Source organism: Okeania sp. SIO2C2 (assembly GCF_010692625.1).
Classification (GTDB): Bacteria; Cyanobacteriota; Cyanobacteriia; order Cyanobacteriales; family Microcoleaceae; genus Okeania; species Okeania hirsuta.
On sequence record NZ_JAAHGM010000024.1, the window covers coordinates 41,714 to 66,635 of the forward strand.

Sequence of the window (24,922 nt, forward strand, 5' to 3'; positions counted from 1 at the left end):
ATTTATAGTTGATGAGAAAGCGGTCTTAATTTCAATTAGCTTTGTACTTTATAGTTACAGCTTTTATGAGATTATCTGTTATCTCTTATACTTTAATTCTGATAAAAAATATGGAAAACTATGTATAATCATTGGGATAAGATTATATTATCAAATCGGGGGTTGATGTCTACGAATATCTACAATATAACTTAATAATTGAAGACATAATTACTCTTGAGTATAAATAGATTATGACTCTAAAAAACTATCAAAAATACTCATCAAATCAGTAATCGTAGAGTGACATTAATTTACAGAACAATTAAAACTAATTCTGCAACTTTACTGAGATTATGAATATCCTATATTATTACCTTGTACATTAATAATATAGTCTTTCTCAAGTGACTGAGGTACAGTTGTTTTTCTTCTTTTATCTCTTGGTGCGCGTTCCCTCTCTTGGTCGGCATTCCCTCTCTTGGTCGGCATTCCCTTGCGACTGGCGTCGTCGCGGGGTCCGACCGCTTGCACCTGACGGCGACACGGGGTCTGACCGCTTGCGTCTGTCGCCGACGCGGGGTCCCACCGCTATTCCTTGTTTCCCAAGTTTCCCGAATTACTGCTCCCCACTGCCTAAAAATTACGAATGCGCCTACCTCACGCTTCTTGGGAATTGCTATATATACAAATTTAATTGATTTATATTATGTTACCAAAGGAGCATAATCAACGATATCAAAAATTCAGTCAACTGCTGAATCAGTTACAAGAACTTATGGCCCAAGGAAATCTGGAGCCAGAAAAAATTTCGGCCATGAGGAAAGAAATCCAACAGTTTTTCGAGATTAAGATTATGAGTCTAGATAACTTAGAACTAGATCGATCTATCGCATTCCAGGTAAAGTCTTACCTAACAGAGATGCATAAGGAGCTTCGACTGTTATACGTAGATTTAACCTTTTTGCAAGCATCTCGAAACCCTCAAACAACACAAACAAGATTGGCCACTATTAAAGACCGTCTAAAAACCCTCACAGGCTATTGCAGGAATATACTTAGTAAAACAAAATTAACACAGGATTAGGAAAATATTACGATGAAAAGTCCCAAGTACGATGTAGATTTAGAAGATGCCGTTTTGAACGATATTATCCCGGTAAAATATTGCCCAGAATCTAAAGGTTTTTGGATGTCGGGAAAAAATTATGAAGCTTGGTTAGACAGTTTACCCTCATGGTATGCCCCAGAAGAAATATTACCTTATAATCAATTTGAAGATTTTGTCCCCTCCCCTTTTGATGGTAAAGCGGGGTTATGTCCAGAATGTGGTACTTATTTATCACGCATCAAAATAAATGTTAAACAACCTTTCTATATAGAACGTTGTCTACATGATGGTGGTATTTGGTTTGATAATGCTGAAGAGTGGAAAATTTTAGAATCCCTTGGACTGCATACAAAAATACATGAGATGTTTTCTCGTCGATGGCAAACTAAGGTGCGTCAGCATCAACAAGAAATGATTAATCGTCAGACTATTATTGATAAATTGGGAGAAGAAATAGCTGAGTATGTTTTTCAATTAGCAGATATATTAGAGGATAATCCTCATGGAGATTGTGCTGCTACTTATATGTTACGCAGATTTGAAAATAAAAGAAAGGAGTTAAATGGGAAATTTAGTCTAGGGAGTCAGAGTTAATATTTAAGGAAGAAGGAAGAAGGAAGAAGAAAAAATATTGCGTTGTCTGAGTTTTAAGTTTTTGATATGTCTGCGCTCTTTCCTTTGACTGTTATAAATCAACTTATAAAGTTTTAAATACCTGTGCAATATTAATTTAATATTCTTCAGTAGGGAATAGGAAGTAGAGGAATAGGGAAGTAGGTAGTAAGGCAAAAAAATATACTTGTTTGCTTAAGTAGTAGCTCTAAAAATCATCTTTCTTCGCTATTACTCAATCATCAAATATACAATTATTTTTGCTTGACTAATTTATAGAATAATGAAATAATTAAGTGTTAATAATTTAAGTTGTAACCCCTCTTTTAAAAAAAAATAGAAAAATTTACTTTTAGCCAATTATTTTACTTTGAATAATCAGGGATAATTTATTGTTAAATATTGAGCTAATACCTCCTAACTAAAACTAAATTTATACAAATTAACGAATTTTTACTATATATTCTTGATTGATAGCAAGAAGATAGGTGAATAGCTAATAATATATTTTTACTTCATACAAATAATTGCTAAAAATATTCTATAAACTATATTTTTTGTAAGCATTAAGGTGTCAGCAATCAGCAATCAGTTATTAACTTAATTGCCCTTGAAAGAGGAATCAGAGTTGAAATATTTAACAGAATTAAAAGTCTGAAATAAATTGGCTACTTACTGACGAGTCAATATTACTCAAATACTCAAACTACTAATTCCTGTTAACGTAGTTCCTCCGGAGGAGGAAAGCTGATCGCTAATGGCTGTTTGCGCAGCATTCCGCAGGAAATGCTTACTATTTTTTTCAATAAGAAATAAATCAAAACAATCAGTTTTCCAATACTATTATTTGAAAAATAGGTAATTTTTCATTATTAATTGTTATACTAAATCCAGTTTATAGAGTATCCTTTGATGCAGATTGAGAGATAAGATTGAGATGAGTATATTAACACAGACAAGTTAATAAATTTCATAATTGTGTGCAGCTTCACATAAAATTTCTATTAGTTAATTATTAATTGTTGAATAAAGCAAATATCGTAAATCGAAATAATAAATGAATTCCTTACTTAATATAAAAAATCTACGAGTAGCTTATCCAGAAAAACGTGGAAAATCTCATTGGGCAGTAAATGATGTCTCCCTCGCACTTCAACCAGGTGAAAAATTAGGATTAGTGGGAGAATCTGGATGTGGTAAATCTACTCTTGGACGTGCTGCCATGAGATTATTACCTAAATCAGTACAAGTTGAGGGGTCTATAACATTTGGGGGAGAATACATATTTGAGATGAACCCCTCTCGACTGAGAAAATTTCGTGGAGAAGCAGTAGCATTAGTTTTCCAAGACCCCATGACTCGCCTCGATCCATTAATGACTATTGGGGATCATTGTGTAGAAACAATTCAAGCTCATCAACCCAATATATCTAAATCTCAGGCACAACAAAAATCTACAGAAACTCTTGAAGCAGTAAATATTCCTGCCAGTCGTTGGTCTCAATATCCCCATGAATTTAGTGGAGGAATGCGACAAAGGGTGGCGATCGCTCTTGCTTTACTATTGGACCCTAAGTTAATTGTTGCGGATGAACCTACTACTAGCTTAGATGTAACTATAGCGTCTCAGATTTTACAAGAACTTACCAGACTTTGCCAAGAGCGTCAGACTTCCCTACTATTAATTTCCCACGATTTAGCAATGGTTGGAGAATATTGTGACCGTATTGCTGTAATGTATGGAGGTGAAATAGTAGAAATAGGTTCCATTAAACAAGTTCTCCACCATCCGCAACATGAATATACCAAATCTCTGTTTGAAGCTGCTTTACATATTCAAGTAGTTGAATCTATTCCTGCTCAAATTCAACCAGAAAAATCTGAATTAACAGAAGCTACCAAAACCCTCAAACCAATTTTGCAGGTCAAAAATTTACAGAAGCACTACACCTTAGAAAGTAATTTTATAGAGCAGTTATTATTTTCTGGAAAAAGTAAACTTATCAAAGCAGTGGATGGAGTTAACCTAGACCTCTATCCTGGGGAAATAGTAGGATTAGTAGGAGAATCTGGTTGTGGTAAAAGTACCCTATCTCGGACAATTTTACAGCTAATTAAATCTACTTCTGGCTCAGTCAAATTTCAAGGCAAAGACTTAACGAATCTCTCTTTATCAGCATTGCAACCCTACCGTCGCGAAATGCAAATGATATTTCAAGACCCCCTTGCTTGTCTCAACCCCATGATGACTGTTGACCAGATAATAGCTGACCCCCTATTTATCCATAATTTGGCTAGTGTAGAGGAAGCTAAAATTCAAGTGGAGCAAATGTTGGAAAAGGTGGGTTTGACTCCAGTCGCAGAATATGGCAAAAGATACCCCTCAGAATTATCTGGAGGACAACAACAAAGGGTAGCTATTGCCAGAGCTTTAATTACTAATCCAAAACTGATTATTTGTGATGAACCTGTGAGTATGTTAGACGCTACTATTCAAACTCAAGTGTTGGAATTAATGTTGGAGTTAAAAGAAGAATTAAATTTAACCTATTTATTTATTACCCATGATTTATGGGTGGCTAGATTTATTTGTGACAGAATTGCTGTTATGAATAGTGGAAAAATTGTGGAGGAGGGGAAAACTGAGGAAATATTTAATCATCCTCAACATTCTTATACTCAGACATTGTTGAGTGCCGCTCCACTATTATCAAATGTTTAATATTGTCAAAGCTAGGTTTTGAGCTATAAAATTTTATCTTCTTTTTTGGGTTTAGCTCACACTCTTAATTAGGGTCTGCTGAAAAAATTGGCTGGTGGGAGTAAGACACGGGGACGCACCAGACGCACCAGACGGGTCGATTTGTGGGGGAACAGGCAACGGTTTCGACCATTTTATGTGAAGAAATTTTCTTGAATTTCAGCAGAAAATTTCAGTATTTTGAGGTAAATAAGAGCCATAAACTTGGAGATAAACTGAATATAAAAAGCTCAATTACCGTAAGCTATCCTGACTTTTAACTTTATTCAGTAAGCCCTAATTATGATTCTTGTAGAAGTAATTTATGAATTTATCCTACTGGCTTATTCTTCAAAAACTAGCTCTTAATTTCCAAGTTTAATGGCTACACAAAATGATGCAAAAGCATCAAATAAAATTAATTTTACTAATCAAGATAACTCCATAAATTATGGAAACCAATATGGTATTGGTATTCAAAATAATGTTATTGTAAATCTCAATTTTTATTTAGAAAAAGGTGATGTTAATTTTCCCTATAAGGAGTCTAGTTTTCTTCCACAGGATGCTGAATATTTCTTCGGTAGAGATGAATTTTTAAAAAAACTTATTACAGCCATTGAAAACAATAATTTTATTCCAGTTTTAGGCCAATCAAAAAGTGGTAAATCTTCAGTGATTTTAGCAGGGTTAATTCCGCGATTAGCAAAAGCAAAAAATTGGCTATTTACATTTTTTCGTCCTAGAGAAGACCCTTTTTATAATCTTGCTCAAGCTTTAGTTCCACTCTATATTCCAGAAATTGATCAAACAGAATTAGAAGCTGAAACAAAGAAACTAAAATCTTCACTTGAAAATAAAACTACTTCGTTATCAAAAATTATTGATAAAATACAGCAGAAAAATCCAGGGAATCGTATCTTAATTATTGCAGATCAATTTGAACAACTCTACACTTTTTGTACTGATGGTGAAACCCGATACAAGTTTATTAATACTCTCTTACAAACATTTCAAAACTCCACAGAAAAATCCTTTTTGTCAACAAAGTTAATTACTGCAATAGGAACAAATTTTTTAGAAAATACTGAGTTCCATAAACCTTTAGCGGATGTCTTGAAAAAAGATGGAATTACGTTAGGACAAATGAAGTCAAACCAACTAAGAGAAGTCATAGAAAAACCCACTCAAAAATTGGGAATTGAAGTTGAAAAAAGATTGGTTGAACGCCTCATTGAAGATGTCATTGAAAAACAGGAACGTCTAGCTTTATTAGCATTTTCCCTAATTGAATTATGGGAAAAACAAAATGGTAAACAACTAACATATAGAGCTTACGAATAAATTACTGAAAATGAATATATAGCCGAGGTTTACAAGAGAGAACAAAAAAAGCGGGCAGAGCAAAAAAAGCGTGCTGAACAAAATAACTTCACAAAAAAAACTAGCAAAAATAATACAATTGGTAAAACACCAATAGTATATAGAATTGTAATTTTATTATTTTTGTTTTTTGTTGGAATGCCTGTAGTCTTAGAATTTTTTCCAATTATTTTTGATAGTCCAGTTAGGATTATATGCAAGCTCAAAGATAAGTGCTAAAGCTGAAGATAGTTTTCATATAAATATTTCTTTTAAGAAAAAAACAAAACACAAGCTTTTTTTGAATAGGTTAAACTAAAAATTAGTCAAGGTTAAGTTCACAAAGGAAATCTAAGTTATGCCAGATAACACAATCAATTTCACTAATCAAGGAAACGCTTCTATTTATGGAAAACAAGTTGGTATTGACAAACAATATAACTATAACTCTGAACAACAGAAAACACTCGCTGAAGCTGCACAGGAAATTCAAGATTTACTAGAGCAACTTGCAAAAAAATATCCTACCAATACTCTCAGTCAGAAAGGCATTGTAGCTACTAAAGCTGTGGAGGCTATAGAGAAAAATCCAAATATGAAAGAGCGAATTGTCAGTGCAATTCAGTCTAGTGGCATAACTGCTCTACAGGAAGCTGTAGATAATCCTCTGTTTAATATTATGTCTTCTTTTATAGAAGGTTTACTCAATCCATAAAGGTTTTTGTGGTTATAGGATTTTGCAAGATAATCTTTATAAGGCACGTTGTTAATTTACGAATAGTTGACACAGTAAATACTTTAGAAATAATTCGACTGGTAAAATATTAAGATGACCAATATCATAAACTAAATCTCTGTTCCCCATACTGATGCTTCATACTGAAAATTGTCAGTATAGGGCACATACTTTGTAACTTAATTACTAGCTTTTTAGGACTCAAAAATTAGGTAGATTATTTGCTCCTAATTTCAGGTAAAATTTAGCAAAACCTTTCCCTAAAAAACAAAACCTCAATAGGGAAAAGTATCAAACCTTTGTAGAGACAAAATTTCCACCTACTATCATTCTCTCAAAATACTCAGAAGGCTCCACAGAGAGAAAATCACTAACTTATTGCAAATGAGAAACTAAAAAATTATTCATTACTATTTGCCTATACGCAATAGTAGTCTCAAACCTTTGATGAGAATAAATTTCCATCTACTATCATTCTCTCAAAATACTCAGAAGGCTCCACAGAGAGAAAATCACTAACTTATTGCAAATGAGAAACTAAAAAATTATTCATTACTATTTTGCTATACGCAATAGTAGTCTCAAACCTTTGATGAGACAAAATTTCCACCTACTATCATTCTCTCAAAATACTCAGAAGGCTCCACCGAGAGAAAATCCATAACTTATCGTAAATGAGAAACTAAAAAATTATTCATTACTATTTGCCTATACGCAATAGTAGTCTCAAACCTTTGATGAGACAAAATTTCCACCTACTATCATTCTCTCAAAATACTCAGAAGGCTCCACCGAGAGAAAATCCATAACTTATCGTAAATGAGAAACTAAAAAATTATTCATTACTATTTGCCTATACGCAATAGTAGTCTCAAACCTTTGATGAGACAAAATTTCCATCTACTATTGTGGAGCATATACTTTTAATGTAGACCAAAAAATATACAACATGATTAACGCTAACTTTCTCGCCGATACTGACCCCCTAGTCGCCGAACTAATTCAAAAAGAATACGGACGGCAACAAGACCACCTAGAACTAATTGCCAGTGAAAACTTCACCTCAGCAGCAGTAATGGCTGCCCAAGGTTCCGTACTCACCAACAAATATGCCGAAGGTCTCCCAGGTAAACGTTACTACGGTGGCTGTGAATTTATAGATGAAATTGAGCAAATAGCTATAGACCGTGCCAAACAATTATTTGGTGCTGCCCATGCCAATGTACAACCCCATGCAGGTGCCCAAGCTAACTTTGCCGTATTCCTTACCTTGTTAAAACCGGGGGACACAATTATGGGAATGGACTTATCCCACGGCGGACATTTGACCCACGGTTCCCCAGTTAATGTTTCTGGTAAATGGTTCAATGTTCATCATTATGGTGTCAGTCAGGAAACAGAAACCATAGATTATGACCAAGTTCTCGAACTGGCAAAGCAACATAAACCCAAACTACTAATTTGTGGTTACTCCGCCTATTCTCAAATAATTGATTTTGAGAAATTCCGGGCGATCGCTGATGAAGTTGGAGCTTATTTATTAGCAGATATTGCTCATATTGCGGGTTTAGTGGCAACGGGTCACCATCCTAACCCCATTCCTTACTGCGATGTAGTCACAACTACTACTCACAAAACCTTGAGAGGGCCACGAGGCGGTTTAATCCTGACCCGTGACCCAGAATTAGGGAAAAAGCTGGACAAGTCAGTATTTCCTGGAACTCAAGGAGGTCCTTTAGAACACGTTATTGCAGCTAAAGCAGTAGCATTCGGAGAAGCATTAAAGCCAGAATTTAAAGCTTATTCCGGCCAAGTGATTGAAAATGCTAGTGCCTTAGCAACTCAACTGCAAGAACGCGGATTAAAAATAGTTTCTGGTGGTACGGAAAATCACGTTATGTTGGTGGATCTAAGGTCAGTAAGTATGACAGGGAAAAAGGCAGATAAATTGATGAGTGGAGTTAATATTACTGCTAATAAAAATACTGTACCTTTTGACCCAGAGTCTCCTTTTGTCACTAGTGGTCTCCGACTGGGTTCTCCAGCAATGACAAGTCGAGGGATGAAAGCTGCTGAATTTACTGAAATAGGCGATATTATTGCTGAACGATTAATCAATCCAGCAGATGAAGGGGTAGCTCAAATGTGTCGAGATAAGGTAGCATCATTGTGTGATCGCTTTCCCCTCTATCCTCATCTCATGGCTAAGGTTCCCAGTCTAGTCTAAATAATTTTGGATGGACAATTGAGGAGAGGATTTTTCAGAAGTTGAGGTTTTATGTATAGCGCTATAGTTTTAGCGACTATACATAGGGTTTGCTTATGGAAAGTCTTTTTGCTGGGGTAGGAGACAGGAGACAGGAGAAATGGGAATGAGTGAGGAGGTAGGAGCTAAGTTTTGTCCCAAGATTGTTCTGCCCAACTATGCGCCTAAAATACTAGCTTTTTGAGCGTTTTAGACTGAAATAGGTGCACTGCAATTCGACCCCAAAAAGGCACTTGTCTTTATATGTCAATGCTTTTAGATTTAATCAGCAAGCCCTACATAAGTATCGTAAATCGGTAACTTCCAATTTGGGATTGATTTCTAGTCTTGAGCTACTAGCAAATTAAAAGACTAGATTTAATCCCCAACCTGTATATTGCAATATTCATTAGTAGAGGCGTTCAATACAATGTCTCTACCATTATAGATAAAGACTAATTTATCGGCATAAAATACTATATTTACCGTAGCACTATAGTTTAAGCCCACTATATATGGAATTTAGACAAAGGTTTTACGAGCAAAAATTCAAGTATTTTTATAACTATATCCAATTATTTATATTTTATATAGTAGCAAAATATCCTAATAATGCTAGACCACATTAATAATTTCTTATTAACTTTTAACCCCCCATTACTTCAGATACCTCATTATCTGTACCATTTGATTACCTTAATAATTTCAACTTTTGTTGTACTTTTAATTACACCAATTATCCGCAAAATTGGTTTAAAAATTGGACTTGTAGATAGTCCAGGTGGTCGAAAAATTCATAAACAGCCAATGGTACGTTTGGGAGGAGTTTCTATTTTTATTGGTAGCTTAATTGCCCTTTTAGTTGTTTGGTGGTTAGGAGGATTTATAGATACTAATGGCAATATTTTACCTCCAGAAAAAGAGTTTGAAATCTGGGGTGTAACAATTGGTAGTTTAGCTTTTTTTCTAATTGGTTTAGCAGATGATTTGTTTGCTTTATCTCCCTTATTTCGGTTATTCATGCAAACTATTGCTGCTAGTATGGCTTGGATAGTAGGAGTACAAATTGAATTTCTGACAATTCCTTTTTATGGGTTAGTACATATTAATATTCTGAGCTGGCCTGTAACTGTTATCTGGTTAGTAGGGATGGCAAATGCGATTAATTGGATTGATGGTGTAGATGGGTTAGCTGCTGGTGTTTCTGGTATTGCAGCTTTTGTGATGTTAATTGTAAGTATATTTATGGATCAACCAGCAGCAGCTTTAATTGCTGCAGCTTTAGCTGGTGGAACATTAGGTTTTCTTCGTTATAATTTTAATCCAGCTCAAATATTTATGGGGGATGGAGGAGCTTATTATGTAGGATTTACTTTAGCAGGAGTAGGAGTAATAGGGTTAGTGAAAACTACTGTGGTTACTTCTGTTCTTTTGCCATATCTAATACTAGCAGTGCCAATTATTGATATGTCTGCTGTAATTCTAGACCGTTTACGAAATGGTAAATCTCCTTTTATTGCAGATAAACGCCATCTTCATCATCGTTTATTAGATGCTGGTTTATCTCAAAGATTAACAGTTTTTTTTATCTATTCATTAACACTTTGGGTAGGAAGTTTAGCTATGGCTTTTTCTGGTATTCCTAGTGGCGCAATTTATGCTTTTAGTGCTACAGGTTTACTGGTTTATACGAGTTGGAAAGTGTGGAAACACAAACAAGCTTAAATGTTTTATTGAGCAGGGGAATGGGGGAGTGAGGGAGTGGGGGTAATGAGGGAGAAGTAAACATAATAATAATTAATGTGCTCTTAGGGTGTTATACCAAGCGTGAAAAAAGAATGTTACGAATAATAGGGGCAGTAAGGGCGTTAACGTAGTTGTGCGCTAGCTAATGGCCATTCGCCCCTACTTTGATAGAAGATGTCTCTTGGACTGAAAAGATAAATTCAGACCTAAAAACTGGTATTAAATCCATTTATTCTGTACGTTGCCCTACCGACAGCTCCCCTACCACTGACTCCTAAGAAATATCCTAGCTATTTGTAGCAAACATTTATCAAATTGGTGTTAATGATCAAAAAGGTGATCAGGCTAGTGTTAATTACTTAATTATTATTGCTATGAGAATGATCGCTAAATAAAATCTTACAGTAAGTAGTTAAGCAAAATTAATACCAATTCCCATGCATTAATGCCTAATTTAGGTAACACTTCAGCTATTAAGTAATTAATACAGGTCAAATAAACTTTTTACCAATTAGCAGCCCAGTTAATGTTATATGAAATACAAAAAATTGTGCAAATATACGAATCTCCCACCTCCCCATCTCCCGATCAATCTTTGGTAGTAAACATTAACGTATTTCATATTAATCATTCTTCTGTTTAATTCTCTCTTTACGAATGTTGTATGCAACGTCCCTACTGCCCTACTCCCCGGCTCAATAAAATGTAGATTTTTTAGTCTTTATCGCTTATATTCGGTCAATTATTTTTGAAATTTTATTATATTTCTAGGTAACTACATCTGAAATTTAGTATTAACTTTCAAGTGTTAATCAAGCAATATTTAAATTAACCTATTATACCAATTTGAAAAAATAATTTTACGAATAATAAGTGCGATAAAAAGATTTCGCAGGAAATGTACCTTTGACAAAAAAGAGAATTTATGACCGTTCAAACTGGTATTGAAGCAATTCCCCTGTGACTCCTGACTCCTAAGAAATAGCCTAACTATTCGTAGCAAATATTTATTAAACTGGTATTAGCTTTGTTTGTAGTAATTAATGTAAGAATTCAGCTATTAGCATTCAGCTTTTCGGTGCGGAATGCTGCGCAAAAAGTTTTGAAACGTAGTAACTTACAAATGTTGTCTAAAGGCGACCAATTTATTCATAAGTTTGAATTTTCCTTGGAGACTAATTCCTCCTGAACTTGTGATAATCAGTTAATAACTCATAGCTGTTAAAAAGCGTTTCCCGAATGCTCCCCTTGCCAGATACCATTATCGTCCGCACTGCCTTTTTAGGCTGATAGCTGATAGCTGACTGCCGAATGCTTACTAATTAATTAATTTGAGAAATGCGATAAAATTAAACATCAAATTAGGACTACCATTTGATATGATTGCAGAAATTATATGTATTGGAACAGAACTACTATTAGGAGATATCCTGAATAGTAATGCTCAATTTTTAGCCCAAGAACTAGCAAGATTAGGAATAGCTCATTACTATCAAACCGTAGTAGGAGATAACCCAGAAAGAATTAAACAAGTATTGGCGATCGCTACCCAACGCTCCCAAATATTAATTTTTACAGGAGGTTTAGGCCCGACTCCAGACGATTTAACCGTGGCCACCATCGCGGACTATTTTAATACTCCACTGATGGAAAGACCAGAAATAATAGAAGATATTACCAAAAAATTTGCCCATCGGGGTCGCACCATGACCGCCAGTAACCGGAAACAAGCCTTAATTCCCCAAGGTGCAAGTATTTTGCCTAATCCTATTGGTAGTGCTCCAGGAATTATTTGGCAACCAATGCCGAATGTCACAATAATGACTTTTCCCGGAGTTCCCACCGAAATGAAATTAATGTGGCAAGAAACTGCTGTACCTTATATGCAGAATCAGGGTTGGTGTGGTGAAACTATCTATAGTCGGACATTAAAATTTTGGGGCATTGCAGAGTCAGCTTTGGCAGAAAAAGTAGCCCCATTGTTGGAAATGAAAAATCCTACTGTTGCTCCCTATGCTAATTATGGAGAGGTAAAATTACGAATTTCTGCTCGTGCTAAGTCTCAAGAATTAGCAGATAAATTAATTTTGCCTGTAGAACAAAAAATACGAGATATTGCAGGAATTGACTGTTATGGCATTAATGATGACTCTATAGCTTCGGTAGTAGGAAAATTATTGTTAGATGCAGGGGAAACTTTAGTTGTGGCCGAATCTTGTACTGGTGGAGGTTTAGGTAGTATGTTGACTTCTACTCCAGGTAGTTCGCAATATTTTTATGGTGGGGTTATAGCTTATGAAAATATTGTAAAAATTTCTTTGTTAGATGTTAGTCAGGAAGATTTAGTTACGGAAGGTGCTGTGAGTCATGCAGTGGCAAAACAAATGGCAAATGGGGTGGTGAAGAAGTTAGGAAATAACTGGGGAATCAGTATTACAGGTATTGCCGGACCTGGAGGTGGAACAGAATTTAAGCCAGTGGGTTTAGTTTATATTGGTATAGCAAAAATAACTGGTGAGGTAGAAAGTTTTGAATACCGCTTTGGTGCTTTACGCAGTAGAGATTGGATTAGAAGAGTGAGTGCCTGTACAGCTCTCGATCTGTTGAGAAGAAAATTATATTTATCTGCTGGAAGACTACAATAATAAAATACTTGATTATAATAAAACGATAATAAATAAAATTGTGGATTTTTATCCATGTTTTTTAAGACAACTTAACCGAATCGTTGCTGAATGGCCATATACCCCGACAGCAAAGATAGTGTTAATATAAGAGTAAAGATCAACAAACGAAAGGCCACAATGACTATTGATCATTTTGTGGCTGAGTTGTTAAAATCTTTCAAAACTTTTGTATGAAAAGGGAAGCGGCAGAACCCGCCCCGCTTACCCCTCACTATAAAAGGTGAGAGTATTCAGCGGGAATAAAATATTGATGGATTTCATTGACAAGGTAATAGAAAAATTAAAGGAATGGACTCGCAAGCTGGTTGATTCTTTATTAGGTCCAGAACCAGAACCAGAACCAGAACTCATTCCTATTCCAGTCAAAGACCGCTCTCGTCGCTGATAATTCTATCATTCAACGTTTAAATTATTTGTTTAGCATTTTAGTTTTACATGGGCCAAATCTGAATCTCCTGGGTCTGCGAGAACCAGGAATATATGGCTCTGAAACTTTAGATAATATAAATGGACTGTTAGATCAAGAGGCGAAAGTCCTTGGAGTAAAAGTCTCCGTATTACAGTCTAATCATGAAGGTGTCTTGGTGGATGCAATTCACTCAGCTAGTGAGCAACACCAAGGCATAGTTATTAATGCTGGGGCATATACTCATACAAGTATTGCCATTAGGGATGCTATTTCTGGGGTTAATATTCCTACAGTAGAAGTACATATCAGTAATATTTATCGTCGAGAACAATTTCGACATCATTCTTTTATAGCACCAGTAGCTGTGGGTCAGATCAGTGGCTTTGGTTCAGAAAGTTATATTTTAGGGTTAAAAGCAATAGTTAATTATCTTCAAAAAAGTATCAGTTAAATAATTGCCTAAATCTAAATATGGCTGTAAATTTTATATTTGAAAAAAATACATCAATTACAGCACTTTTCATTTAAGTAGACTACAAAATTATTTTGGGTTAGGGAGTAGGGAGTAGGGAGTAGGGAGCAGACAGCAGGATGATGCTTTGGCAACTGTAGTCTATCTATTTGAAAACCGCTATAAATTATTCAATAATATTTAATATATAAAATAGCGTAAACTTTAATGATTCATTAAAGTAATAACTATGTAGCTCAAATCATAGAATACTATAATTACTCAAAGAATCAGAGAAACAAATTTTTTACAACTTTTATATAAAAAATAATACTTATTCAATAATAACTATTATTAATGGCATCAATATTAAGAGAGTGTTTGTTAAATAAATATTAGATAGTTTATGGTACGAAGCTTGTTAGGTAACGCACTATTCCCACAGCAAGCAGAGCGTGGCAGTAAAACTGACTATTATTCTATAAATGTTAAAGGTACCGTCACACACCCTACTTAATCTTTTTTTGACAAACAGTATCTAATGCCAGTCACAAGAATTAAATTATTCATATAAAGAACATTTATTTTGAGAATAAGTAATAGTATAAATCTGTACAGATGACATAATAAAATTCAATATAGATAGCGACCTTAAATAAGTTTTGAATAAATGTTAGTCTGAAAAAGCATATATAAAACTTACAGCACTTTTGAGGAAGCGTGAGCTACAATTTAATACTAATTTCTATTCCCTATTCCCTAAACTCGTAAAACTTTTTACCTCGTAAACTCCAAAATTGCTGTAGGTCTAACTTGATTAAATTTACCTATACTACTCATTACCTATATTAAGAAAAATAAATTTATAGAAGAAATGAATAAATAATGCAGCATTCTCTATTAACAAAATTCCAAGGTACTTTATTAGGAGCAGTTTTAGGTAATCATTTAGGTTATTACTTTGAGCAACAACAAACAGAGAAAGAACGAAAAAATTATAAAATATCGATAAATAAACATAAATTTAACCTAGATTTAGATCAACAAAAATTGCAAAAATGGGGAGAAATTACAGCTAATTGTGCAAATAGCCTAATTAGAAATCAAGAATTTAATCAAAAAGATTGGCAGAAAGTTCATGAAGAATGGCAAGATAATTGGACTAATAAAAAAGACCAAAGTGGCAAAACAAGTCAGGTAAAATATTCTCAAAAAAAAGTAGAAAAATTTCCAGAGATATTTGATAATGAATTGGCCGATATTTACTACATAGATAAAGATGATGTATTTTATCCTACAGCTAGTAATGCAGTTATAGCAAGCTTGCCAGTAACCTTGCTATATCACGAAGATGAATTGAAACTGGAAAAAAAATTACAGCAATGGGGAAAAGTTTGGCAAAATTACTCAGATATCAATCCAAGTAACTTAGCAATTGGATATCTTATAGCCCAAGCTTTGACAGAAAAACTAGATCCCCGAACTATAATACCCAAAATTATCGACTATATTGGAGAAAAAGAACCATTAGTAGGGCAACTAAGACAAGTAGAACAATTGATTAATCAAAAAGCAAATTTAGATACTGCAATAACTCAATTATCAAAAAATCTTAAATCTTGTTCAAGACAGGAGATATTTTCTGAAGAACAAGAAAACTCTATCTCTTGTCCTTTTTTCTTACCTATCTGTTTAGCCTTATACTGCTTCCTCAGTACCCCGGAAGACCTGAGTTTAGCAATATTACGAGGTTCAAGAACAAAATGGGCAACCGAAATCTGTACTATAGTAGGTACTTTATCAGGAGCTTATAACAGTACTACTGGAATTCCTGTAGAATGGCGACAAAAAATGGGAGCAGAACTTTTGGGAATAAATGAAGCAGAAATTCTGAAGTTGGCCAAAAAACTTTGGGCAGTTTGGTGTGGAGTTTATGACCCAAATAATATGACACAAAATATAGTGCCAGCAGTTGCTGCCAGGAATATAATTCGTCCTCGCCCACGCAAAGCTAGTGGATATTGAAAACTCTATGATGTTTAGACATCAACAAATATGCATCTGACACATTTAATTGGGAAATTATTGAAGCCCCAGAAAAAACAACAATTATCGAGTTGGTCAACTCTGGCAACTTCACCAATTTTAGTGGTGTTGACAATAGCATCTCTAACAGGTACTATGGGTCAACGTTACTACAGTCAGCCAAAGTTAGATGAGGGAACTGTTGCTCCTCAAACTATCCGTGCTCCGAAAGGTGCTATAGTTCCCGACATTAAAGTAACTGAACAGCAGCGCAAATCAGCTAGACTGGGTGACATCACTGTATTGATGATTAATAAGTCAGTTAATCACAGAGTTGACAAAGAGTTAGCTGAAATACTGGCACTGGGTAATCAAGTCAGAGAGAAAGTTGTTAATTTTCCATTTGTGAATACAGGTATATTATCAACAAATACTCAGCTGCACCTACAGCAAGTTTCCCAAGAAAAGTGGGTGGTTATTCGAAAAAGAGTAGAGGAAGAGTTAAAAGAAAGACCTCCAGGGCCTCAACCAGGAAGAACTTCTGATTCTATATTAACTAAAAACTCAATAGAACTTGTCAGTAACAATGATAACGTTATAGACGATCGATTATTGACTAAGGTATCAGTCCTAGCAGACTATCAGGAATATAGTCAAAATTCTATAGTTATTAGTAGTAAGGATCGACAAGCAATTTCAGAATTATTAGCTTATCGCAAAAAAAGTTTTTTTCAAAACTATAAAAGAGTTTTGTCCGAGATTTCACAAGCTCGTGATTTGTACAAGGAGGCAACAGAATTTCTGGCTAAACAGCAAGAAATCGAAGGTTATGAGGTATACGATTCTACTTTATTAGAACTGTCTGATACTGACTGGCAAAAAACTCAAACAGGTATTGAAACTGTAAAAGAGCGAATGCTAGCTCAAGGAATATCGCCAAATCTACCTAAGCAGGAATGGGTTAAAGCACTGAAGTTACAAGTAAATGGTGCAGTTCCTGTGGTGGCGGAAGATTTAGCAATCAATGTTTTGAAGGTAGCTTTGGAAGCTAATTTATCTCTAGATTCAGAAGGCACTAAACAATCAGTTGAACTGGCAGCACAAGAGATTGAAACAGTAACATACAAAGTCAGAGAGAATGAAATTATTGTTCAGCAGGGGAAAAATATTAGCCGTAAGGCATTTGTGTTACTAGATCATTTTCGCTTAAGTGGCCGTACAGTTAATTGGCATGGTTTGCGGGTTTTGGTAGGTATTGTTAGTGGAGCTGTAGTTATAGTAGTTCTAGTAGAAAGGCAATTTAAACCTTGTCTAAGGCATAGAGATAATATACTTTTGTTGCTTTTGAGTTTGAGCGCACCATTACTGATTACCTTGAGAGTACCAGGGAGTAGTTTACCAGCAATTGGATTATTGGTAGGAACTTTCTATGGTTCAACTATGGGAGTGACAGTGGTGGGATTAATCTCTGTGATACTACCTATTGGGATGGATGTTGACAAAATAGATTGGTTTGCCAGTGCTGCTGGTGCTATTGTTGGCAGTGTAATAGCTGAAAAAATGCGATCGCGTGAAGAACAAGCATTGTTAGGTTTAGGGGTAGGGTTAACTCAAGGTACTGTTTATTTGTTGATAAATTTGATTGTCCGTGAAACACCAGGATTACTATGGTATGCAATCATAGGTCCGGTAGGTTCGCAAGCAGTAACAGGTGCAGTAACAGGTTTGGTTTGGAGTATTGTTGCTTTGGGTTTGAGTCCATATTTGGAGCATTTGTTTGATTTGATTACTTCGATTCGTTTGTCTGAATTGGCTAATCCTAATCGCCCTCTGTTGAAGCGTTTGGCATCGGAAGCACCTGGTACTTTTCAGCATACTCTGTTTGTGGCAAGTTTGGCAGAAGCGGCAGCACGAGCAATTGGTTGTAATGTAGAATTGGTGAGAACGGGTACTTTGTATCACGATATTGGTAAAATGCACGATCCATTAGGATTTATTGAAAATCAAATGGGTGGACCGAATAAACATGATGAAATTAAAGATCCGTGGGTGAGTGTGGAAATTATCAGAAAGCACGTTACGGAAGGATTGGTAATGGCTCGTAAACACCGATTGCCAAAGGCTATTAGGGCGTTTATTCCTGAACATCAGGGTACAATGTTAATTGCTTATTTTTATTATCAAGCTAAACAAAGATCTGAGAAGGGAGAAAAGGTAGTTAAGGAAGAGATGTTTCGCTATGCAGGACCGATTCCACAATCGCGAGAAACTGCTATTGTGATGTTGGCAGATTCTTGTGAGGCAGCATTGCGATCGCTCAAAGATGTTACTCATAAAGATGCTTTACAGATGGTGAAGAAAATTATGCGGGCACGTTGGCAGGATAATCAATTGGCTGATTCTGGTTTGACAAGGGCAGAAATGTCAACTATTGCCGAAATTTTTGTACAAGTTTGGGAACAGTACAATCACAAACGTATTGCTTATCCTAAAGCGGCAATGAATCCAAACCAAGTAAAAACTGTAAAGTCAGTTGTTAGTTCTAATTAAATGTTTTTCAACAAAGAAGGAAGAAGGAAGAAGGAAGAAAGAAGAAAGAAGAAGGAAAAAGGCGATTAGTTATAGCAACCGCCAAGTTGGTGTTTGACAATTAGTGCGAGCATCTTGCTCGCGTAATGAATCATCATAATTGCCTGATATCCTAACTATACTATAGTGGCCACTGCTATATATTGGCGATCGCTTTTCTCTAATACAAGGAAGAAGTAATATCAAATCCAGTTAAACAGCCATAGAATGGTTAACTTAGGAGGAGTCAGGAGTCAGGAGTCAGGAGTCAGGAGGAGAGAGAATTACAAAGATGAGCGTAGTTATGACTATTGGATAATTTTTTTATGTCCAATAAAACGGATTTGATATAAAAAGCAAGAAGGAAGGAGGCGTTTAGTTATCTAGGAGGGAAGGAAATATCTTGCGTTGTCTGAGTTTTAAGCTTTTAATATGTCCTTGCCCTTTCCTTCGACTGCTATAAAAATTAATAATATCAAATCCTAACTATAGTGGCCACTGCTATATATTGGTGATCGCTTTTCTCTAATACTTTGAAAATATGCTTATGATAAGCACTACACAAATAAGTTAGGAAATTCTTCTATTTCCTGTTCTGTGCTACCTACTCCCTTTTCACTCAAATTTATTGTCAAACGCCAAAGAACCTACTGCTATAGCAGTCGAAGCAAAGCTTAGGACATTCCTAAATGCTCAAACGAGGGTCAGAGATCGCTTCTGTAGGGGCAAATGGCCATTTGCTAACGCAGAGCTGCCGCTAACGCCCCTACTTACTTCTGACTTCTGACTTGCGCGTAGCGCTATATATCAATCTCCTTGAGGATATTCTTCCCATAAATTAGTCGCTTGGCGCAGACTGGAATGTTCTCCATTACCCATAATGATATGGTCGAGTAGAGGAATAGCTAAAAATTGCGCTCCTGCTAACAATTGGCGTGTTAAGTTGATATCTTCGGGACTAGGTTCCACATTTCCCGAAGGATGATTGTGGGAAATAATAACTCTGGTTGCACCCTGGCGAATCACTTCTCGAAAAATTTCACGGGGATGAGCTAATGTTTCTGTTGCGGTACCGATGGTAATTACTTGAGTTCCGAGTAAGCGGTTATTTACATCTAAGAGTAAAACTGCAAATTTTTCTTGGGTTTGCCACATTAAATCTTGACTTAAAGCATCTGCAGCAGCTTGTGGACTTTCAACAAGAGCTAATTCTGGAGGGCGAGATTGAAATACTCTTTTTCCTAATTCAATGGCAGCCAAAATAGTTGTTGCTTTTGCTGTACCAATACCATGAATTTGAGTTAATTCTTGAACTGTAATATTACGGAGAATTGAGAGGGGGTCGCGTTGATGTTGACTTAATTGATTGAGTATATATTGTCCGAGACCTACAGCAGAAAGTTTCCCTTTTCCTTGACCTGTACCTAAGAGAATAGCAATTAATTCTGCAGTGGAAAGGCTTTTCGGACCAGAGGCAATTAATCTTTCTCGTGGTCGTTCATTGCTAGGTAAGTCTGCAATTCTGAGACTGTAGGTCATTTCAGTTATCAGTTATTAGTTATTAGTTATTAGTTAGCCTCTTGAGAGAGGAGCTACACTATCAGTAATTTGGAGTAAAATGGAGTATAACTAAATCAAATTACTCTAAATATTCCGAATTACTCTGGGTTATCGACTACTCATTTATGTACTATGAAAAAACTAAGGTCGATAATTTCTAAACATAACATAAGTGACTCCAAGAAACTAGACACAAAACAAAAACTTCATATAACTCCGTATTATTTTGGATATCTAGAATTTTTACTTCCAGATTATCCCTGAGTTGTCTCAGCAGGTGACAAGGAAACTATTAGTACCTGTGCAAAATTAATTTAATATTTGTCAGTAGGGAGTAGGGAGTAGGGCATCAAAAATATACATTTGTGTACAATATATCAATCTAAAAACACAGCAGATTCTACCAAATTTTAGGTACACCCATAGCGGGCAAGATGCCTGCACTGAGAACATTAGTGAGTAGGGAGTAGGGCATAAAAAATATACTTTTGTGTACAATATATCAATCTAAAAACACAGCAGATTCTACCAAGTTTTAGGTACACCCATAGCGGGCAATATGCCTGCACTGAGAACATTTAATTGTTAATATCTGTACTTTATATACGACCGAATATGCTGTATTTTTTCCTACCTATTTAAGCTGACTATCAAAGTGTGAGGTACACTCATAGCGGGCAATATGCTCGCAGTGAGAACATTTAATTGTTAATATCTGTACTTTATATACGACCGAATATGCTGTATTTTTTCCTAACTATTTAAGTTGACAATCAAATATACAATAGACATCTCCAATAATAAAAAATCAAATTAATATCGTACAAAAATAATTAATTCTTTACTGTATACTCCCTACGAATCTTCCATGCATCCCTAATGCATAATTTCTACTCCCTCTTTTGGAGGAGATGTCTAATTAATATGACTTTACTACTTAAAGGATAAATAGAAAAAAGCTTTGATAAATAATAGTTTAAGACCAAGATAAAGCTGATTTAAAATTAGAGGAAGTTGGTAATTACCGAGGGTTACATCAGCAGTATCGTAAATTTTCCTCTAGATTTTTCTGCATATAATTTTCAGGTTATTACTAATACAACCAACTCTGATATTCTGAATTAGCATCTTTCATTTCTTCGTATAACCAAACCATGTGATCGAGGAACCACATTTTACCTAAAAGTACAAGAACAACTCCTAATAAAGTCGGCCAGATATTCAACTGAATTAATCCCCAAATACAAAATGGTAAACCTACAAAATAAATTAAATTAAGGATATTAATTATATGTTGATGATGTTTGGGAATTTCAATTTTGTGACGGTTTAACCAAACTCTTTCTCCTAAAACTGCTTTTGAGAACCAATTATTTGTTGAGGTTGGTTTTGGGAAAATTCGGGGATTAATCCAAGTCCAAATAATGGCGATAATAATCGGAATTAGACACCACCAATTAATCCAAGTTCGACTCCAAATAGAAACAATAATTAAAGGTAATATGGGGAATCGAGTTAAGACATTCCAAGGATTAGCATGACGTGCCCAAACTTCGTCTGTCATTTGAAATAAGTTAGCGATTTTTTGTTCGGTTGTCATAATATTTTTTTGTGTTGAAGGAAGTTATAAGTTTAAATTTTAACAGCTAATATTAAAGCTGGTAGTTTGGTTATCAAAGGTGATTTTGGTAAGTAACTGATGATTTTGGAAGTTTCTTTTCTGACAGTTTAAAAAATAAATTAAGCAATATTTTGATATGAAATCTCAAAAGTTTTGCTACATATCTTTGGTTGGGAGGTAGGGATGTTGTATGCAAGGTTTGTACGAAGTGCTGAATCTTGAAGGCGACTGCTATACCTAGCTCCTCTCTCTGTTACGGATGTCGCAATAGTCATTTCATTTTGTGAAGCACATAACTTGAGAGTGTGTGAAAATGAGGCGATGATAACTACAACGTCTTAGTTTTTCTTATGTTGTAGCTTTTGTGGTGGTGAAAAATCAGCCACTGAAAACTACAAGGTCTTAGTTTTTTAATTTATTCACTATTATATTATATGATTTTTACTAGAATGGCATTTTAGCACACGACTGAAATACTAAGAAAATTTCTAGCTAAAGGATAGGGTGGTTATCTATCAGAATTTTTTGTGGGTTGGTCTGAGGTAAGAAAGTTCTGATGGTTATGGAAAATCAATATTTGTATTTGTAGGTATTACAATGATGGTAAAAATTATTTTATTGGGCTATGACTTCTCCTAAAACAAATAAGCAGAATCAGATACCACGACATTTTCGAGAAAGAATACAAGCAGCTAAAGACAACAAACTTAAGGAGTTAGATTTAAGCAGTCTTTTTAGCAAAGATAATGAAAAATTAACTGAAATTCCTACTGAAGTTTTGGAGTTAGAGCAACTAGAAGTATTAAATTTAAAGTTTAATCAATTAACAAGAATTCCGGAATCAATCTCTAAACTCACTAATTTAATTGAACTCAATTTAAGTGGTAATCAATTAAAAAGCATTCCGAAATCAATCTCTAGGCTCACTAATTTAACCAAGCTTTATTTAAGATATAATGAATTAAAAACTATCCCGGAATCAATCGGAAAACTCACCAATTTAAAAGCGTTTTATTTAAGAGATAATCAATTAATGGCCATTCCGGAATCAATCGGAAAACTTACCAGTTTAAAAGAGCTTTATTTAAGTAATAATCAATTAATGACAATCCCGGAATCAATCGGAAAACTTACCAATTTAGAAGAGCTTTATTTAAGTAATAATCAATTAAAAATTATCCCAGTATCAATCAATCAACTCACCAATTTAAGTCGGCTTTATTTAAGTGGTAATCCTCTCGAAACTCCACCAATCGAAATTGTCGAAAAAGGAATAGAAGCAATTAGAGAATATTTACGACAAATAGAAGAAGAAGGGATAGATTATCTCTATGAAGCCAAATTACTAATTATTGGAGAAGGTGGAGCTGGTAAAACTACTCTAGCTAATAAAATTCAAAACTCAGACTATGAACTCCAAGATGAAGATACAACTAAAGGAATTGAAGTTCATCAGTGGGACTTTCAGACAGCAAATAAAAATGACTTTCAGATGAATATTTGGGATTTTGGCGGACAAGAAATTTATCATGCTACCCACCAATTTTTTCTAACCAAGCGCTCCTTATATATTCTAGTAGCTGATACTCGTAAAGAAGATACAGATTTTTATTATTGGCTGAATGTAGCAGAATTATTAAGCGATAATAGCCCTTTATTAATTGTCAAAAATGAGAAACAAGACCGTAAAAGAGAAATTAATCAACGGGCATTGCAAGGTCAATTTTCTAATATTAAAGAAATCTTAGCCACTAATCTTGCTGATAACCGAGGTTTAAAAGAAATTAGAAAAAACATCCAATATTACATCAGTAATTTACCTCATATTGGTAGTGCCCTTCCTAAAACTTGGAAAAAAGTCCGTGAAGTATTAGAAACAGATGGTCGTAACTATATTAGTCTAGAAGAATATTTATCAATTTGTGAAAAGAATCTCTTTAAGAAACGAGAGGATAAATTACTATTAAGTGGCTATTTACACGATTTAGGAGTTTTTCTTCATTTTCAGGATGACCCGTTGTTAAATAAAACAGTTATTCTCAAACCAGAATGGGGAACAGCAGCAGTTTATAAAGCTCTGGATAATCCCCAAGTTTATGAAAATTTTGGCAGATTTACCAAGGATGATTTAACTAATATTTGGCATGAAGATCAATATGCCAATATGCAGGATGAGCTACTGCAATTAATGATTAAATTTAAACTTTGCTATAAGATTCCTGGTACTTCCCAAACTTATATTGCGCCTCAACTTCTAACGGGAAATCAACCAGAATATGACTGGGATGAAAGTAATAATTTGATATTACGTTACACTTACGAATTTATGCCCAAGGGAATTATTACTCAGTTTATTGTAGCCATGCACAAGGAGATTGAGAAGCAAAAATATGTTTGGAAAAGTGGAGTTATTCTCAAGAAAAATCAAACTAGAGCAGAGGTCATTGAATATTATAGTAAGAGAGAAATAAAAATTAGGATTTCTGGGCAGCAAAAACGAGATTTAATGACTATTTTGACTGACAAGTTAGATGAAATTCATAGTTCTTACAATAATCGACTCAAATATAATCAACTAATTCCTTGTAATTGTGGGACTTGTAAAAATAATCAGAATCCTTACTTTTACAACTTTACCGAATTAAAAGAACGAATTAGTAATCAGAAATACACAATTGAATGTGGTAAACCTCCCTATCATCAAGTTAATATATTACGTTTAATTGATGATGTAATAGAGAAAGATAGAAGTAGGGATTTGTTAGAGTTTAATGATAATTACTTTCGAGCTATAAATTCTCCTCAGCCAAAAGTAGATAAACCCAAAAAATTTGGATTTTCTGATTTCTTGACTTGGGGGCAGAATGGGCAATTTATTTTCAACTTAGGAACTGCTATTTCTGCTATTATCGGCATTATTTTACTAATTATTCATCCTATATTATTTCCAAATGGATTACCAGAATGGGTAAAGCCAATTCAAGATATTATTCCAGCTCCACAAAAAGAAAATGAATCGGATGGTTAAAGAACTAGAAATTGGAAATGTAGGTTGGGTAGAACGACAGTG

Annotated in this window: 18 protein-coding genes; 14 read left to right on the plus strand and 4 right to left on the minus strand. The window is 34.8% G+C overall.

Annotated features, from left to right (window positions below; genetic code table 11):
- The first annotated feature begins 688 nt into the window (after positions 1 to 688).
- From patD to F6K18_RS19720, 13 genes are all read left to right on the plus strand, one after another.
- Positions 689 to 1,066, plus strand: coding sequence for a heterocyst frequency control protein PatD (gene patD, locus F6K18_RS36750; protein ID WP_353735122.1), 378 nt, complete (start codon positions 689 to 691; stop codon positions 1,064 to 1,066).
- Between the two features lie 12 nt (positions 1,067 to 1,078).
- Entirely contained in the window at positions 1,079 to 1,684 is a 606-nt protein-coding gene (locus F6K18_RS19665; protein ID WP_287523136.1) for a zf-TFIIB domain-containing protein, read from the plus strand.
- 1,075 nt (positions 1,685 to 2,759) lie between these two features.
- A complete protein-coding gene (locus F6K18_RS19670; RefSeq protein WP_287523139.1) occupies positions 2,760 to 4,424 on the plus strand; it encodes an ABC transporter ATP-binding protein in 1,665 nt (554 codons plus the stop codon).
- Positions 4,425 to 4,823: 399 nt separating this feature from the next.
- Positions 4,824 to 5,786, plus strand: a complete 963-nt coding sequence (locus tag F6K18_RS19675; protein WP_287523142.1) for a hypothetical protein — start codon at positions 4,824 to 4,826, stop codon at positions 5,784 to 5,786.
- 376 nt (positions 5,787 to 6,162) lie between these two features.
- Positions 6,163 to 6,519, plus strand: coding sequence for a hypothetical protein (locus F6K18_RS19680; RefSeq protein ID WP_287523144.1), 357 nt, complete (start codon positions 6,163 to 6,165; stop codon positions 6,517 to 6,519).
- 970 nt (positions 6,520 to 7,489) lie between these two features.
- Positions 7,490 to 8,767, plus strand: a complete 1,278-nt coding sequence (glyA, locus tag F6K18_RS19685; protein WP_287523147.1) for a serine hydroxymethyltransferase — start codon at positions 7,490 to 7,492, stop codon at positions 8,765 to 8,767.
- Between the two features lie 684 nt (positions 8,768 to 9,451).
- Entirely contained in the window at positions 9,452 to 10,510 is a 1,059-nt protein-coding gene (locus F6K18_RS19690; protein WP_287523229.1) for an MraY family glycosyltransferase, read from the plus strand.
- Between the two features lie 1,048 nt (positions 10,511 to 11,558).
- A complete protein-coding gene (locus tag F6K18_RS19695) occupies positions 11,559 to 11,720 on the plus strand; it encodes a hypothetical protein (RefSeq protein ID WP_287523150.1) in 162 nt (53 codons plus the stop codon).
- 190 nt (positions 11,721 to 11,910) lie between these two features.
- Entirely contained in the window at positions 11,911 to 13,176 is a 1,266-nt protein-coding gene (locus F6K18_RS19700) for a competence/damage-inducible protein A (protein ID WP_287523152.1), read from the plus strand.
- 292 nt (positions 13,177 to 13,468) lie between these two features.
- Complete coding sequence (locus F6K18_RS19705; protein WP_275670273.1) at positions 13,469 to 13,603, plus strand: hypothetical protein; 135 nt, start codon at positions 13,469 to 13,471, stop codon at positions 13,601 to 13,603.
- Positions 13,604 to 13,631: 28 nt separating this feature from the next.
- Positions 13,632 to 14,078: a type II 3-dehydroquinate dehydratase gene (aroQ, locus tag F6K18_RS19710; protein ID WP_287523155.1), complete on the plus strand. Its 447-nt coding sequence runs from the start codon at positions 13,632 to 13,634 to the stop codon at positions 14,076 to 14,078.
- A gap of 885 nt (positions 14,079 to 14,963) precedes the next feature.
- Positions 14,964 to 16,103, plus strand: coding sequence for an ADP-ribosylglycohydrolase family protein (locus tag F6K18_RS19715; protein ID WP_287523157.1), 1,140 nt, complete (start codon positions 14,964 to 14,966; stop codon positions 16,101 to 16,103).
- A gap of 30 nt (positions 16,104 to 16,133) precedes the next feature.
- Positions 16,134 to 18,653 (plus strand): HD family phosphohydrolase, encoded by a 2,520-nt coding sequence (locus F6K18_RS19720; RefSeq protein ID WP_287523160.1) that lies wholly within the window; start codon positions 16,134 to 16,136, stop codon positions 18,651 to 18,653.
- Between the two features lie 69 nt (positions 18,654 to 18,722).
- Here the strand turns inward: F6K18_RS19720 and F6K18_RS19725 are convergent, their stop codons facing one another.
- From F6K18_RS19725 to F6K18_RS19740, 4 genes are all read right to left on the minus strand, one after another.
- Complete coding sequence (locus F6K18_RS19725) at positions 18,723 to 18,878, minus strand: hypothetical protein (protein ID WP_287523161.1); 156 nt, start codon at positions 18,876 to 18,878, stop codon at positions 18,723 to 18,725.
- A gap of 600 nt (positions 18,879 to 19,478) precedes the next feature.
- Positions 19,479 to 20,210, minus strand: a complete 732-nt coding sequence (gene radC, locus F6K18_RS19730) for a DNA repair protein RadC (protein WP_124143254.1) — start codon at positions 20,208 to 20,210, stop codon at positions 19,479 to 19,481.
- Between the two features lie 1,114 nt (positions 20,211 to 21,324).
- Complete coding sequence (locus F6K18_RS19735) at positions 21,325 to 21,831, minus strand: DUF6653 family protein (protein ID WP_287523164.1); 507 nt, start codon at positions 21,829 to 21,831, stop codon at positions 21,325 to 21,327.
- A gap of 140 nt (positions 21,832 to 21,971) precedes the next feature.
- Entirely contained in the window at positions 21,972 to 22,127 is a 156-nt protein-coding gene (locus tag F6K18_RS19740) for a hypothetical protein (protein ID WP_287523166.1), read from the minus strand.
- A gap of 350 nt (positions 22,128 to 22,477) precedes the next feature.
- On the opposite strand from F6K18_RS19740, the gene F6K18_RS19745 reads away from it, so the two are divergent.
- A complete protein-coding gene (locus tag F6K18_RS19745) occupies positions 22,478 to 24,880 on the plus strand; it encodes a COR domain-containing protein (RefSeq protein WP_287523167.1) in 2,403 nt (800 codons plus the stop codon).
- Positions 24,881 to 24,922 lie beyond the last annotated feature (42 nt).